The organism is Oryzomicrobium sp., assembly GCF_021287045.1.
In the GTDB taxonomy this organism is placed as follows: Bacteria; Pseudomonadota; Gammaproteobacteria; order Burkholderiales; family Rhodocyclaceae; genus Oryzomicrobium.
In genome coordinates this window covers 120,393-135,037 of sequence record NZ_JAJTBG010000008.1, presented here as the reverse complement: position 1 = coordinate 135,037, position 14,645 = coordinate 120,393, and the positions used below count along the sequence as shown (strand labels likewise).

Genomic DNA, 14,645 nt, shown 5'->3' with positions numbered 1-14,645 from the left:
AGATGTCCCAGGAAAAATCCCCTGATTTCGACGTGCTCATCGTCGGCGGCGGCCTGGCCGGCCTGAGCCTGGCGGTGGGGCTGCGGGACGCCCGGCTCAAGGTGGCCCTGGTCGAAGCCCAGGCGCCGCGCCGGCCCACCGAGGGCTGGGACGCCCGCATCTACGCGGTCAGTCCGGCCAACGTGCGCTTCCTGCGCCAGCTCGGCGTGTGGGACCGCCTCGACCTGTCCCGGGTGGCGCCGGTGGCGCGCATGGCGGTGGCCGGCGACGCCGGCGGCCAGCTCGACTTTTCCGCCTACGAGGCGGGGGTCTCCGAACTGGCCTGGATCGCCGAATCGTCCCTGATCGCCGAGGAGCTGTGGCAGACCGCCCTGCGCCAGTCCAACCTGACCCTCTTCGCCCCGGCCCGGCCCGCCGCCGTGTCCTGGGACGGAACGGCCGCCCGGCTCACCCTGGACGACGGCCGCGCCCTGTCCGCCCGCCTGCTGGTGGCCGCCGACGGGCGCGATTCCTGGGTGCGCGGCCAGGCCGGGTTGCCGGCCCATGCCACGCCCTACAACGAGGTCGGCGTGGTGGCCAACTTCGACATCTCCCGCCCCCACCTGAATGTGGCCCACCAGTGGTTCCGCGACGACGGGGTGCTGGCCTACCTGCCCCTGCCCGGCGACCGCATGTCCATCGTCTGGTCCACTCCGGACGCCCACGCCAAGGAACTGCTGGCTCTGGAGCCGGCGGCCTTCTGCGACAAGGTGGCGGCGGCCGGCGGCCGGGTGCTGGGCGAACTGTCCCTGATCACTCCGCCGGCGGGTTTTCCCTTGCGCCTGATCCGGGTGCCGCGCACCGTGGCGCCGCGCCTGGCCCTGCTGGGGGACGCCGCCCACGGCATCCACCCGCTCTCGGGCCATGGCATCAACCTGGGGTTCCAGGACGCCCGGGCCCTGGCCGAATTGTTGTCCGGCGCCTCGCCGTGGCAGGATGTGGGCGACGAGCATTTCCTCGCCCGCTACCAGCGCGCCCGCAAGGAAGAGGTGGTGATGCTGCAGACCGTCACCGACGGCCTACGCCGCCTGTTCCGCGAGCCCCTCCCATTCCTCCGGGCGGTGCGCAACACCGGCCTGTCCCTGACCAACCGCCTTGGGCCGGTAAAGAGCCGCCTGATCCGCTACGCCCTGGAAACCTGAGCGTTTTTTCTGGAAGTCTGGAGTCCCCCATGTCCCTGCCCATTTCCCGCCGCCCTCTCGCCCTGCTGGGCGTCCTGGCCCTGTCCGCCGGCATCGCCGCGATCGGCACCGCCCTGGCGGCCGACGACGGCCACGCCCGCCTCAAGGCCGACCTGGAGAGCAAGCTCAACATCAAGGTCGACAGCATCACCAAGAGCGGCTACCTGGGCCTCTACGAGGTCTATGCCGACGGCACCATCTTCTACACCGACGAGAAGGGCAGCGCCTACGTCTTCGGCAACCTGGTGGACGCCAAGACCCGCCAGAGCGTGACCGAGGCGCGCATGGCCAAGCTCAACGCCATCAAGTTCGCCGACCTGCCCTTGGATTCGGCGCTGAAGCAGGTCAAGGGAAACGGCAGCCGCACCCTGGTGACCTTCGAGGACCCTAACTGCGGCTACTGCAAGCGCCTAGCCAAGGACCTGCAAAAGCTCGACAACGTCACCATCTACACCTTCCTCTACCCGATCCTGTCCCAGGATTCGGTGGACAAGGCCAAGCAGATCTGGTGCTCTGCCGACAAGGTCAAGGCCTGGAACGACCTGATGCTCGACGGCCGCGCGCCCTCGGGCAAGGGCGACTGCACCACCCCGACCCAGAAGGTGGTGGAGTTGGGCCAGAAGTACAACATCCGCGGCACCCCGACCCTGGTGTTCACCGACGGCGAGCGCATCCCCGGCGCCGTGCCCCTGGACCGCATCGAGAAGAAGCTGGCCAGCCTGGGCAAGTAAGCCGGCTGGAAACCCAAGCGGGGCGGGCCTCTCCGGTCTGCCCGAACGCCCCCTGGAGAGCGCCGTCCGGCGCATTTCTCCAGGGGGCGTTTTGTCGTTTGCGCGGCCGATGAGGGGGCTCCCCGTGCGTGCCTTGAACGTCCAACCCATTGATGCTTTTGGCATTTTTGAGGGGCGTCCCGATATCGCTGCGGCATTTTGTCACTTTCGGCTACTCGTAACAAAACGTAACAATCCGCCCTCGTTTGCGCCCCGGCCACGTTGCCGCCGGGCGTTTCCGGGGCCCGGCCGTGCCGGTGCCATCCGGCTTGCCGTGCAGCCCAGGGATGCCTTCTCGCCCGGCGGCAGGGCAAGCCGACGACAACAACAACTCCGCTCAAGGAAGTCGTGGCATGGGATTCAAACGTTCACCGCTCGGCCTGGCCGTATCGCTCCTCTTTTCATGCGCAAGCGCTGTCCCCGTCATGGCCGACGAGGGTGAGCGGGTTCTGGCGCCCGTCACCACCACCCTGGACCGCTATGCCGATGTCCATGCCCGCACCGAGCTGGGCAAGCTGACCGAGTCGACGCCGATCTCCGGCGCGGTGGTCGACAGGGACGAAATCGAGAACCTGGAGTATGTGAACAGCCTGGCCGAGCTGGGGCGACGGGTGCCGGGCATCAGCATGGTGCGCAACCTGCGCATACCCGACGGTTCCAAGAACTACACCGAGAACCGGGTGGACGGCATGCGCGTGTCGTCCACCTCGAACTTCACCCTCCTCGACGAGGTGAACATCTCCAACGTCGAGCGCATCGAGGTGATCACCGGCCCCGGGTCCGCGCTGTACGGCAGCGGGGCCCTGGGCGGCACCCTGAGCGTCTTCACCCGTCAGCCGCCGAAAGGCCTCGAAGGCCGGCTGTCCCAGGAGTTCGGCAGCTGGGATTTCCAGCGCACCCAGGGCTACGTGGGGGCGTCGACGGAAGACGGCCGGCTCGGCTTCAGCCTCAACGGCGCCATGATGGACAACGGCGGCTGGCGCAAGGACACCGCGCCGAGCGCCGCCAATGCGGCGGCCGAACACAAGAACGGCGCTTCGCTGCGGGCCATGGCCCGTCCCACCGACACCACCCGGATCACCCTGGGCTACGATCAGCTGCACTACGACTTCCGCCTGGCCGGCGCCGTGCCGCTGACCGCGGCGGATGCGGCCCGGCTGCGCAACGCTGCCTTCAACGGGGCGTCCCTGCGCGGCGTCTCCTTCGCCAGCGATTGGCAACAGGTGGTGCCCGGCACCTACGGCCAGAGCATCAACGACTTCGATACCTATTCGGCCCGGCTGGTGCAGATGGTCGGCGCCCGGGGCGAATTCAGCCTGGCCTTCTCGCAACGCAACAACGACGGCCTGGGCTACGGTTCGGGCGGTTCGGGGGGCGCCCTCAACGTCATTTGCGACAACAAGGTGGTGACGTGCGCCACGGTCAACGGTTCCGGCACCTCGACCAACACGCTGAAGAAAACCCGCGAGGTGACCCGCTCCACCACCCCGATGTACCGGCAGGAGTTCGACCTGGCCAAGTCCACCCTGTACGTGGGGGCGGAGCTGATCGACATCTCCTCCGATTCCGTCACCTACAACAACGCCTACAACGCCAAGCAGGCCCAGGCGGGCAGCTGGGGCCAGGGCACCCTGTCCAACGCCGGCTCCCTGGCCCGGGAAAAGGACGTCACACCGTTCATCCACTATGAGTTCTCCCCGCTGGAGAAGCTGCGCTTCCACATCGGCGAGCGGTTCGACAAGATCACCTACTCCACGGACGACCGGACGCCGGCCAACAAGGACGTGCAGAAGACCTTCAACGCCCAGATCCTCAAGAGCGGCGTCACCTACGACCTCAATGCCAATCACCTAGTCTGGGGCAATTGGTCCGAAACCTTCAACGCGCCCAACCTCAGCACCCTGCTCGACACCGCGGCCAAGGGCACGGCGGGCAACACCATCGGCGCCAACCTGCGGCCCGAGGAAGGCGTGACCCGGGAAATCGGTCTGCGCGGATTCTTCCCCGGCCGCGGCCTGCGCTACGACATGGCCCTGTACCACACGACGAACAAGGGCTTCATCGTCAGCCGCAACTGCACGGCGGCCGAACAGGCGGCCCTGAACAACGGCGCGGCCTGCAACATCAACGAGAACGCCGGCCAGTTCACCGCCCGGGGCTTCGAGTCCATGTATTCCTGGGCGGCCACGTCCTGGTTGGACCTGGGCGCTACCTACACCTACGCCGAGGCCTACTACAACAAGTACAAGACGGCAGCTGCCGATTACAGCGGCAACTCCTACCAGGCCATGCCGCGCAACCGCCTGAACCTGCGCGTCGCCGTGAAGCCCGCCGCCGGCTGGAACGTCGAACTCGAAGGCGACTACATCTCCCGCTACTACTACGACACGGCCAATACCGGCACCTATGCCCGGCCCACCCTGTTCAACCTGCGCGCCAGCTACCGTGACAAGCACTGGGGCTTCTGGGTCCATGTCCTCAACCTCACCGACCGCAAGTACGCGGCCCGGGTGACCACCACCACGATCGCCGGCGTGCAGAACGTCGTGTCGGCCGCCACGGTAGGCAACTCCGGCACCTATACCCCGCTGACGGTGCGGGCGGGGCTGTCCTACAGCTTCTGAGCCGTCGCCGGGCGCACTGGCCCGGTGGCGATGGAAACGGGGAACGAAGGTAAGGAACGGATACATGAGGAAGGCGCTGGTGGTGCTCTGCTGCATGCTCTGCATGCAGCCTGCCTGGGCGGAAAAGGTGGCCTTGCTGTCCACCCAGTTCGTGCTCGAAGGCAAGTTCAGGCTGATGGAAGCCGCGGCCCGCAAGCAAGGGGTCGAATTGGCCTGGACCCAGGTCGACCGGGACGGCGAAGAGGGCGTGCGGCGCGCCCTCAAAGGGGCCGGCCTGGTGATCGTCGATGCCCCGCGGGCCGACGACCAGGCCCTGATCGAGCGGGTCGCGGGCAAGGCCCTGGCCGGCGCCGCCGTTCCCCTGGTGGCCATCCAGGTCATGTCCGCCCCCAACCGGCTGCGCCAGCAGCGCATCGACCCGGCGGTGGCCCAGCGCCTGTACGACTATTACGTGGGCGGCATGCGCGCCAACCACGAGCGGCTCTTTCTCTATGTCCGGACCTGGCTGGCCCGGGGCGACCTGGCGCGGGTGCCGCCGCCCCTGGAAATGCCCAACGGCGGCATCTATCACCCGGGCCACGAGCAGGGAGTCTTCGCTTCCCTGCCCGCCTACCTGGACTGGTGGAAGCAGCGCAACGGCAAGGCGCCCCTGGCGCGGCCGGTCATCGGCATGGAAATCTCCTCCGGCCATCTTTCGGACGGGCAGACGCGCCTGCTCGATGCCGTCGTCGCGGCCCTCGAAGAGGCGGGGGCATTGCCGGTGGTGTTCTACCGCAGCAGCCGGGTCGCCCAGGAGCAGGCGGCGCGCGGAGGCGCAGCCGCGGGGGGCCGGGGGAGCGAGCGCGGTGGGCGCCGGGCGCCCGCCGCCGCTGCCGGCGAGGGCGATCCGGGCTTTCCCAACCCCAAGCCGGTGCAGCGCGTCGCCATCGACGAGCCGATCATCACCCTCGACGACAAGCCCGTGCTCAACGTGCTGCTGGTCCACACCTTCCTGGGCAGCAACCCCGAGGGGCGCAAGACCTGGCACCAGGCCCTGGGCATTCCCGCCATCAACGTGGTGACCTACCGGGGCGGCACCCGGGCCGACTACTACAAGGACAACGCCGGCATCAGCAGCTTCAACCTGCCGTTTACCCTGACCACTGCCGAATACATCGGCCTGCAGGACCCGGTGGTGGTCGCCGCCAACGAAGGGGGCGAGCTGGTGCCGATGCCCGAGCAGCTGGACATGCTGGTGGGCAAGGCGGTGCGCCTGGCTGCGCTCCAGACCCGCCCCAACGGCGACAAGAACGTGGCCCTGCTGTTCTGGAACCACCCCCCCGGGGAGAAGAACCAGGGCGCCTCGAATATGAACGTGCCGCGCTCCATCGCCTACCTGGTGGAGCGCCTGCGGGCGGAGGGCTATGCCTTCTCGCCGGTGGAAGAGCGGCAGATGATCGACACCGTGGCCACCATGCTGCGCCCGGCCTACCGCAAGGGCGGCCTGCCCGAACTGATGCGCACCCCGCACTGGGCCTTCCTGCCCCTGGCCGCCTACAAGCGCTGGTACGCGGCGCTGCCGGCGGCGGTACGGGCCGACATCGAAAAACGCTGGGGCGCACCCGAGAGAAGCGCCTGGATCGCCCGCAAGGACGGGGTGCCCGGCTTCGTCATTCCGCGCATGGCCCTCGGCAACCTGGTGGTGATGCCCCAGCCGTCCCGGGGCGAGATGGCTCATTCGGAAGAAGAGAAAAAATTGTTCCACGACACCAAGCAGCCCCTCAACCATGGCTACCTGGCGGCGTACCTGTGGATTCGCGAGCGGTTCAAGGCCGACGCCATCGTGCACTTCGGCACCCACGGCACCCAGGAATGGACCCCGGGCAAGGAGCGGGGGCTGTGGGCCTACGATTCCCCCAACCTCCTGGTCGGCAACGTGCCGGTGGTCTACCCCTACATCGTCGACAACATCGGCGAGGCGATCCACGTCAAGCGCCGCGGCCGGGGCGTCATCGTCAGCTACCAGACCCCAGCGTTCTCCCCGGCCGGCCTGTCGGACGACCTGGTGCGCATCAACGATCTGATCCGCGAGTACCAGTCCCTCGACCAGGGGCTGGTGCGGGACAACGACCGCAAGCTGATCATCGAGCAGGCGGTGAAGATGAACATCCACAAGGACATGAAGTGGAAAGTCGCCGATCTCGAACGGGATTTCGACCGCTTCCTGCGCCAGTTGGAGGATTACCTGGAAGACCTGGGGGCCGCCCAGCAGCCCCTGGGGCTGCACACCTTGGGCAAGGATGCGGAGCGCGCCCACCTGGTCAGCAACGTCATGCAGATGCTCGGCGAGCCCTTCTATCTCCAGCTCGGCATCAAGAATTCCCGGGCCATGCTGCGCGACGACTACCGCAAGCTCCAGCAGAGCAAGCCCTACCGCTTCGTGGATGAGGTGATCTTTTCCGACCGGCCGGCCGACGAGATCGCCGACCGGGGTCTGCGCGCCTCGGTGGAGCGGGGTCGCAAGTTCCTCGCCGACCTGCGCGCCGAGGGGGAGATCGAAGGCGTGGTCCGGGGCCTGTCCGGGCGCTGGATCGATCCTTCCTACGGCGGCGACCCGATCCGCAACCCGGATGCCCTGCCCACCGGCCGAAACATGTACGGCTTCGACCCGGCCCGTGTGCCGACCCGGGCGGCCTACGAGGCGGGCAAGGAAGCCATCGAGCAACTCATCGCTAATTACAAACTCACCCACGGCAAGTTCCCGGAAAAGCTCGCCTTCACCATGTGGAGCACCGAGACCATGCGCCACCTGGGCATGCTCGAAGCCCAGATCTTCCACGCCATGGGGGTGCGGCCCACCTGGGACGAAGGCGGCCGGGTGACGGGGCTGGAGGTCATTCCCCTGCGCGAGCTGGGCCGGCCGCGCATCGATCCGGTGATCTCCCTGACGGGCCTCTACCGGGACCAGTTTCCCAACGTGATGGAGCGCTTCAACGAGGCGGTGGCGATGCTGGCCGTCCGCGACGAACCCGACGGCGCCAACTTCGTGCGCGCCAACACCGAGCGCATCGAGGCCAAACTGCGGGCCCAGGGCGTCGCGCCCGAGCCGGCCCGGGAGTTCGCCCTGACCCGGGTGTTCGGCAACGAGAGCGGCGACTACAGCACCCGCCTGACAAAGGCCTCCCTGGCCTCCGACCAGTGGGACGAGGGGGACGGCAAGCTCGAACAGCTCTACCTGTCGCGCATGTCCTGGGCCTACGGGCCGAACACGGCCCACTGGAGCCGCAAGCTGACGGATGGCGCGGGGCGCGAGATCAACGCCTATGCCGAGCATCTGCGCGGCACCAGCGCCGCGGTCTTTTCCCGCTCCTCGAACCTGAAGGGGCTGCTCGACACCGACCACCCCTTCGAGTACCTGGGCGGGATTTCGCTGGCGGTGAAGTTCCTCGACGGGGCCAACCCCCAGCTCTACATATCCAACATGCGCGACCCCCGCCGGGCCAAGCTCGAAACGGCGGAAGCCTTCCTGGCCAAGGAGCTGCGCGCGGTCTACCAGCATCCCAACTGGATGAAGGAGATGCAGAAGGAGGGTTACGCCGGCACCTTGCAGATGCTCAACACCGTCAACAACTTCTGGGGCTGGCAGGCGATGGACCGCAACATCGTGCGCGACGACCAGTGGCAGGAATTCCACGAGAGCTACGTGAAGGACCGCTACAAGCTGGGCATGCGCGAGTGGTTCGAGAAGTCGAACCCCACGGCCCTGGCCCAGATCGCCGAGCGCATGCTCGAAGCGATCCGCAAGGGCTACTGGCAGGCCGATGCGCAGACCACGCGGGAATTGGTCGAGACCTACCGGGAGGTCGCCCGCCGCCACGACGTCCACACCGACAACGCCACCTTCAAGGCCTACGTGGCGGAGCTTTCCGCCGGCTTCGGCCTGGGGCGGCCGGCTCAGGCCGCCTCGCCCCGACCCGCCACGGCATCGGCGTCGCCCCCGCCGGCCGTTCCGGCCGAACCGCCCCCTGCCCCGGACGCGGTGCGCGGCCAGGAGCTGAAGGAAATGACGATGCACAAGAACGCCGAACGGGTCCTCTGGGCCTACGCCTGGATGCTCGGCGCGATCGTGCTCGCCGGCATCGCCTACCAGGCCTGGCGCGTGCGCCGCGAATCCCGTGTCCCCCCGCCGCATCCCTGAACCGAAACCATCCCACCGGAGCCCCGCCGTCGTGAATGCCCTTGAAACCCTGCTCTACGAAGTCTCGAAGTTCTTCCTCGCCCCCGTGCTGGTGGTGCTTTGCCTGATGTTCGCCTACGCCCTGTTCATCTTCGGCACCCTGCTGTTCGACATCGCCCTGCGGACGCTGCGCGGGCGCGGCCGCCAGCCTTTGCACCGCTTTGCCGCGGCGCGCCCCGGAGCCAGCCAGGAGGCCCTGGAACTGCACCTGCTCAAGCTCATCGAGCCCCTGCGCATCACCAGCCGGATCGCTCCCCTGCTCGGACTGGTCGCCACCATGATCCCCATGGGGCCGGCCCTGGTCGCGGTGTCCGCGGGTAACGCCCAGGGCATGGCCCAGAACCTGGTGGTGGCCTTTTCCGCGGTGATCGTCGCTCTGCTGGCGGCGGCCATGACCTACCTGGCCCTGACGGTACGGCGGCGCTGGCTGCTCCAGGAACTGGACGAGTTGCTCACCCGGCGCAGCGCCACCGCCGCGGTGGCCGGTCTGCCCGTGGCGATGCCCGCCCACCTGGCCGAGGTGGCCCATGGCTGAACGCCGTCCACTCAACGTGCTTGACGACGACGATGCCGACGACCCGATCCTGAGCGTGGTCAACATCATCGACGCCTTCCTGGTGATCATCGCCGTGCTGCTGGTGGCCGTGATCGAAAACCCGCTCAACCCGTTCACCCTGCAGAACGCCCTGGTCATCAAGGACCCGGGCGAGCCGACCATGGAAATGGTGGTCAAGAAGGGGGACGAGCTGACCCGCTACAAATCCTCCGGCCAGATCGGCGAAGGGGAGGGAGCCAAGGCCGGGACCGCCTACCGCCTCAAGGACGGCCGCATGATCTACGTGCCGGAATGAGGGCGTAGCCTTTCCCCGGTGCGCCTGGCGGCGCCCCGGAGCGGTGCGCCCGGCCGTGCGCCTCAGCGGGCGGCGGCGGAGACCTTGAACTGGGCCATCAGCCGGTTCAGGGCCTGGGCGGCGCCGCCGGTCTGCTCGGCGCTGCGATGGGATTCCTGGATTGCCGTGCGCACCGTGTCGGCGCTCTCGGCCATGGCTTCGATGCGGTTGCCGTTGGTGCGGGTGGCGGCGGCCAGTTCGTCGATGGTGGCGAACAGGCGCTCCAGGATGTCCTGCACCTCCTTCTTGTCGCTGGCCGCCTCCATGGCCAGCTTGAGGCCTTCCTCCAGTTCGTCCATGCCCGAATCCATGGTGCTCACCGCCTCCTCGGCCCGGTGCTGCACCGTGGCGATCATGCCGCCGATCTCCTGGGTGGACTGGGCGGTGCGGTCGGCCAGCTTGCGCACCTCGTCGGCCACCACGGCGAAGCCCCGGCCCGCCTCCCCGGCCCGGGCCGCCTCGATGGCGGCGTTCAGGGCGAGCAGGTTGGTCTGGCTGGCGATCTCGTTGATCACCGTGACGATGCGGCCGATTTCCGAGGCGCTGTCCTTCAACTGGCGGATGGTCAGGGTGGCGGCCCCCACCGACTCCCGGATCTGGCCGCTGCGTGCTTCCACCAACTGGAACTGCTCCCGGGCCTCGGCGGTGGCCTGGTGCACCGCCTCGCGCATGGTCTCGACCTCGGCGCTGGCGGAATCCAGCTCCTCGGCCTGGTGGCGCACGCTGGCCAGGGTGTCCACCAGGGTTCCATGCAACTGGCCCGAGGCGTCCAGGGTCTTGCGGCTGGTGCCCTGCAAGGCGGTATTGGCCCGGCCGATCTCCTGGTTGGTGGCGATCACCCGGCCGATCAACTGCTCCAGGTTGTCGATCAGGCTGTTGATCCACTGGGCGATCACCGTCGCCTCGTCGCCCCGGCCGTCGGGGCGGGGCAGGCGCTCGGCCAGGTTGCCGCCGCCCTCGGCGATGGTGCGCAGCACCCGGCTGGTGTCGCGCAGCCGGTGCGATAGGGCGGTGGCCCCCAGCCGCTTAAAGAGGAAGGCGCCGCCCAGCACCAGTACCAGCTGGATGAGGGCGATGGCGGCGAAAGACAGGTCGGTGAGGCCGTGGATGGCGGCGCCCGCGCCCCACACCCCCAGGGTCATGGCCAGGTAGAGGCGCGACAGCTGATAGCCGACGCTGCGGTAGCGGTAGACCTCTTCCAGGTCGGCCTCGCACATCATCCCCCAGGTGTCTTTCGAGCCGGGCATGGCGAAGGTGACGCCCTTGCCGATCACCGGGATGTGCCGGTAGTCCGAATAGCCCGGGTAGGTGACGAACAGGTTCTGCCCTTGGCGGATGGTTTCCCGCACTCCGGGGTGGAGCTGGCCGGTGGCCGGGTCGTTGAAGACCACCTCGAACTCGGTGTGCTCCTGGATGCGTACCGTGCCGAAGTCGGTGCGCACCCCCTGCTTGAGGTTGTCGCCCAGGGAGAAGGTGCTGTCCTCGAAGCGCGAGCGGGACAGGGCGGTGCCCGGCTTGATCGACGGATCGAAGCGGGACTGGACCATGAACAGGTAGTTGTCGCCGGACTCGTGGAAGATGTGCCCGGCCTCGCGCTGGATCAGGTCGCCCACCACGTCGTTGGGCACCCGCGCCATCAGGGCGGCCTTGTTCCCACCCACCGCCAGGGGGCGGTAGAACATCAGGGTGACGGCGTCGTGGAAGGCCGAGGTGGAGGGCCCCAGGGCGCGGGTCGCCGGATCAACGTAGGGGCCGTGCAAAAAGCGCTCCGTGAGGCCCGCCGCCACCGCCTTGGCCGGCAGGTCCCGGGCGCCCACGCGCTCGGCGCGGGTCGAGGCCAGCACCGCGCCGTCGGCGCCGATCACGGCGATCTCGCTGGCGTCGCGCAGCAGCTTCTGCTTGTCGCTCAACAGGCTGGCGGGCACGTTGGGGTAGGCCCGCTCCACTTCCCGGGCCAGGGCGTCGAGCTGGTCCCAGGTCTGCTCGGCCCAGGATTGCAGGATGCGCACCCGGGTGGCGGCGAAGCCCTCGAAAGCCTGCTCCAAGGCCGGGTAGCGGTCCTTGTTGAGCCAGGTGCCCCAGCCCATGGCCAGCTTGCCGGTCTTGCCCAGCCAGGGCAGCCAGGCCCGTTCGGCGGGGGAGAGTTGCATCGCGTCGCTTTTCAGCATGGCGTCCTCGTATCGGAGAGAGTTCGGGTTTTCTTGCCAGGAGGATTAGCAAGGGCTGTTCCATTTTTGGGCGTTGGCGTTAATTCCTTGATCCAAAGGATGAAATGGCAGTTTTGCGGCTTTATGATTATGGCATCCGCACCATGGCGGTGCCAGCCGTCTGCGCCGGGACGGGGCGTCCGGGATTGCATGCACCACGGCGGTGCGCGGTGGCGCTCAGGAGGCCGGCGGGGCTTCGCCCGGGGCGCGGTCGCGCTCGTGTTCCCCCACCACCTCGGGGGCAGCGGCCCGCATCGCCTCCACGAAGAAGCGCAGCCGGGCCGGGTAGAAGCGGGCGTAGGGGTAGACCAGGTTCACCGGCAGGGGCGCCGCCTGCCAGCGCGGGACGAGTTGGACCAGGCGCCCGGCGGCCAGGTCGTCGGCCATCACCCAGGCCGAGCCGATGGCTACGCCCAGCCCTTGCACCGCCGCGCTGCGCAGGGCGTACAGGCTGTCGGTGCTCAGGCGCGGGGCGATGGGGATGCGGGCGGATTCGCCGGTATCCAGGTGGGTGAGGCGCACCTCGTGGCGGTAGTAGGTGCGCAGGGCCAGCCAGGGCAGGGCGGCCAGGTCGGCGGCCCGTTCCGGCGGCGCTCCGTTGCCGAGCAGCGACGGGGCGGCCACCACGATGCGCGGCACTTCGGCGAGCTTGATCGCCACCAGGCTGGAATCGGCCACTTCGCCCACCTGGATGGCGCAGTCGATGCCCGCGGCGATGAAGTCCTGGATGGCGTTGTCGTCGTGCAACAGCCACTCCACGGTCATGCGCGGGTGGCGCCTCAGGTAGTCGGCCAGGGGCTTCACCAGGCGCTCCTGGCCGAAGGCGTGGGGCGCCACCACCCGCAGGATGCCTTCGGCCTCCTCGCTGGCGCCGCGCAGTTCCGATTCGAAGGCGGCCCAGCCGGCCAGCAGCTCCCGGGCGTGTTCGTAGCAGCGCTCGCCGTCGGCAGTGAGGCGCATGGAATGGGTGGAGCGTTGCAGCAGGCGAGCCCCCAGGGCCCGTTCCAGGGTTTGCAGGCGGCGGCTGGCGGTGGGCTGGGTGATGGCCAATTGGGCCGCCGCCGCCGACAGGCTGCCGGCCTCGACGATGCGCACGAAGGTCTGCAACAGCTCGATCCGGTCCCCCGCCCCGGTGGCGAAGGTGGGGGCGGCGCTGCCGGCGGGGGGGACGATGATGGGCTGTTTCATGCGCTAAACGTATAACAAATCTTCGGGTCATGCCACTACCGCAAGACAAGGTCGGCGACCACACTTGCGCTCCATCGAAACACCGAATGGACCTTGAAGGAGCGCACCATGTCATCCATCCATACTTCGCATAACCAGGCCGCCCTGGCCGGGACGCACGAGCCGGCCCCCCAAGCCACCACCGCCACCACCGCCCCGGCGGAAACCCCGCTCGGGCCGGGCCTGGTGCTGCTGCTGGCCGCCGGCGCCGGGCTGTCGGTGGCCTCCCTCTACTACAGCCAGCCCATGCTCGGCGTCATGGCGGCGGACCTCAAGGCCGGAGACCAGGCCATCGGCCTGGTGCCGACCCTGACCCAGCTCGGCTACGCCCTGGGCATCCTGCTGCTCGCCCCCCTGGGGGACCGCCACGACCGGCGCCGCATCATCCTGGCCAAGGCCTCCTTGCTGGTGGCGGCGCTGGCCGGGGCGGCCCTGGCACCTTCACTGGCCGTGCTGCTCGCCGCCAGCCTGGCCATCGGCCTGACCGCCACCCTGGCCCAGGACATCGTTCCCGCCGCCGCCACCCTGGCGCCCAACGCCCGGCGCGGCAAGGTGGTGGGCACGGTGATGACTGGCCTGTTGATGGGCATCCTGCTCTCCCGGGTGGTCAGCGGCGTGGTCGCCGCCCAGGCCGGCTGGCGGGCCATGTTCGGCCTCGCCGCCCTCGGCGTGGCGGCCATCGGCGTCGCGGCCTGGCGCGGCCTGCCCCGCTTCGCCCCCACCACGGCCCTGCCCTACAAGGCCCTGCTCGGCTCCCTGCTCGACCTGCTGCGCCGCCACGGGGCGCTGCGCCACGCCGCCCTGGCCCAGGGACTGCTGGCCATGGGCTTCAGCGGCTTCTGGTCCACCCTGGCGGTGATGCTGCACGGCGAGCCTTTCCACATGGGCAGCGCGGCGGCCGGGGCCTTCGGCCTGGCCGGGGCGGCGGGCGCCCTGGCGGCGCCCTTGGCCGGCCACCTGGCGGACCGGCGCGGGCCGGAACTGGTGACCCGCCTCGGCACCGGCCTCACCGCCCTGTCCTTCGCCCTGATGTGCCTGGCGCCCCTGCTCTCGCCGGCGGCCCAGCTGTGGCTGCTCGGCATCGGCACCGTGGGCTTCGACCTGGGCGTGCAGAGCACCCTGATCGCCCACCAGACCATCGTCTATGGCATCGAGCCAGGGGCACGCAGCCGCCTCAACGCGGTGCTGTTCGTCGGCATGTTCATCGGCATGGCCGGTGGCGCCGCCCTGGCCAGCGCCCTGCTCGCCCACTGGGGCTGGCTCGCCGTCACGGGCATGGCCACCCTGACCGCCCTGGCCGCCTTCGCCGTGCGCCTCTGGCCGGTGCCGGCGGGCGAGGCGTGAGGATCGGCGCCGATGCCCAGGCCTCGCCGTGTGGCGGGGTTTGGGCCATGCAGGCGGGAGGCGTTTGGAAAACGGAGGAAGCGGTCGTCGGCCGGTGCGGCGCTCCGCCGCAGAGCGGCGATCAACGCACCGTCATAGGCATCGTCA

Annotated in this window: 9 protein-coding genes; 7 read left to right on the top strand and 2 right to left on the bottom strand. The window is 69.0% G+C overall.

Annotated elements, in window-relative coordinates:
- Positions 1-2 precede the first annotated feature (2 nt).
- The 6 genes from LWW89_RS10700 (at position 3) to LWW89_RS10675 (ending at position 9,681) form a co-directional block, all read left to right on the top strand.
- Positions 3-1,181 carry a UbiH/UbiF family hydroxylase gene (locus LWW89_RS10700; protein WP_293263974.1) on the top strand — a complete coding sequence of 393 codons (1,179 nt, stop codon included), beginning with the start codon at positions 3-5 and terminating at the stop codon, positions 1,179-1,181.
- A gap of 29 nt (positions 1,182-1,210) precedes the next feature.
- Positions 1,211-1,951, top strand: a complete 741-nt coding sequence (locus LWW89_RS10695; RefSeq protein WP_293263973.1) for a DsbC family protein — start codon at positions 1,211-1,213, stop codon at positions 1,949-1,951.
- A gap of 464 nt (positions 1,952-2,415) precedes the next feature.
- Positions 2,416-4,614, top strand: a complete 2,199-nt coding sequence (locus LWW89_RS10690) for a TonB-dependent receptor (RefSeq protein ID WP_293263972.1) — start codon at positions 2,416-2,418, stop codon at positions 4,612-4,614.
- 64 nt (positions 4,615-4,678) lie between these two features.
- On the top strand, positions 4,679-8,791 hold the full coding sequence (gene cobN / locus LWW89_RS10685; RefSeq protein WP_293263971.1) for a cobaltochelatase subunit CobN: 4,113 nt from the start codon (positions 4,679-4,681) through the stop codon (positions 8,789-8,791).
- A gap of 31 nt (positions 8,792-8,822) precedes the next feature.
- A complete protein-coding gene (locus LWW89_RS10680) occupies positions 8,823-9,365 on the top strand; it encodes a MotA/TolQ/ExbB proton channel family protein (RefSeq protein ID WP_293263970.1) in 543 nt (180 codons plus the stop codon).
- Entirely contained in the window at positions 9,358-9,681 is a 324-nt protein-coding gene (locus LWW89_RS10675) for a DUF2149 domain-containing protein (RefSeq protein WP_293263969.1), read from the top strand. The genes LWW89_RS10680 and LWW89_RS10675 overlap by 8 nt, the downstream gene beginning before the upstream one ends.
- Before the next feature lie 62 nt (positions 9,682-9,743).
- Here LWW89_RS10675 and LWW89_RS10670 read toward each other — a convergent pair whose 3' ends face one another.
- Positions 9,744-11,888 carry a methyl-accepting chemotaxis protein gene (locus LWW89_RS10670; RefSeq protein ID WP_293263968.1) on the bottom strand — a complete coding sequence of 715 codons (2,145 nt, stop codon included), beginning with the start codon at positions 11,886-11,888 and terminating at the stop codon, positions 9,744-9,746.
- Between the two features lie 216 nt (positions 11,889-12,104).
- Positions 12,105-13,115, bottom strand: a complete 1,011-nt coding sequence (locus LWW89_RS10665) for a LysR family transcriptional regulator (protein WP_293263967.1) — start codon at positions 13,113-13,115, stop codon at positions 12,105-12,107.
- A gap of 108 nt (positions 13,116-13,223) precedes the next feature.
- Here LWW89_RS10665 and LWW89_RS10660 point away from each other — a divergent pair, with 108 nt between their 5' ends.
- Entirely contained in the window at positions 13,224-14,498 is a 1,275-nt protein-coding gene (locus LWW89_RS10660) for an MFS transporter (RefSeq protein ID WP_293263966.1), read from the top strand.
- The last annotated feature ends 147 nt before the right edge of the window (positions 14,499-14,645 follow it).

Bases quoted from the DNA above. Each gene is read 5' to 3' on its own strand.
- LWW89_RS10700 (WP_293263974.1), top strand. From the start codon at position 3: ATGTCCCAGGAAAAATCCCCTGATTTCGACGTGCTCATCGTCGGCGGC.
- LWW89_RS10695 (WP_293263973.1), top strand. From the start codon at position 1,211: ATGTCCCTGCCCATTTCCCGCCGCCCTCTCGCCCTGCTGGGCGTCCTG.
- LWW89_RS10690 (WP_293263972.1), top strand. From the start codon at position 2,416: ATGGCCGACGAGGGTGAGCGGGTTCTGGCGCCCGTCACCACCACCCTG.
- cobN (WP_293263971.1), top strand. From the start codon at position 4,679: ATGAGGAAGGCGCTGGTGGTGCTCTGCTGCATGCTCTGCATGCAGCCT.
- LWW89_RS10675 (WP_293263969.1), top strand. From the start codon at position 9,358: ATGGCTGAACGCCGTCCACTCAACGTGCTTGACGACGACGATGCCGAC.
- LWW89_RS10670 (WP_293263968.1), bottom strand. From the start codon at position 11,888: ATGCTGAAAAGCGACGCGATGCAACTCTCCCCCGCCGAACGGGCCTGG.
- LWW89_RS10665 (WP_293263967.1), bottom strand. From the start codon at position 13,115: ATGAAACAGCCCATCATCGTCCCCCCCGCCGGCAGCGCCGCCCCCACC.
- LWW89_RS10660 (WP_293263966.1), top strand. From the start codon at position 13,224: ATGTCATCCATCCATACTTCGCATAACCAGGCCGCCCTGGCCGGGACG.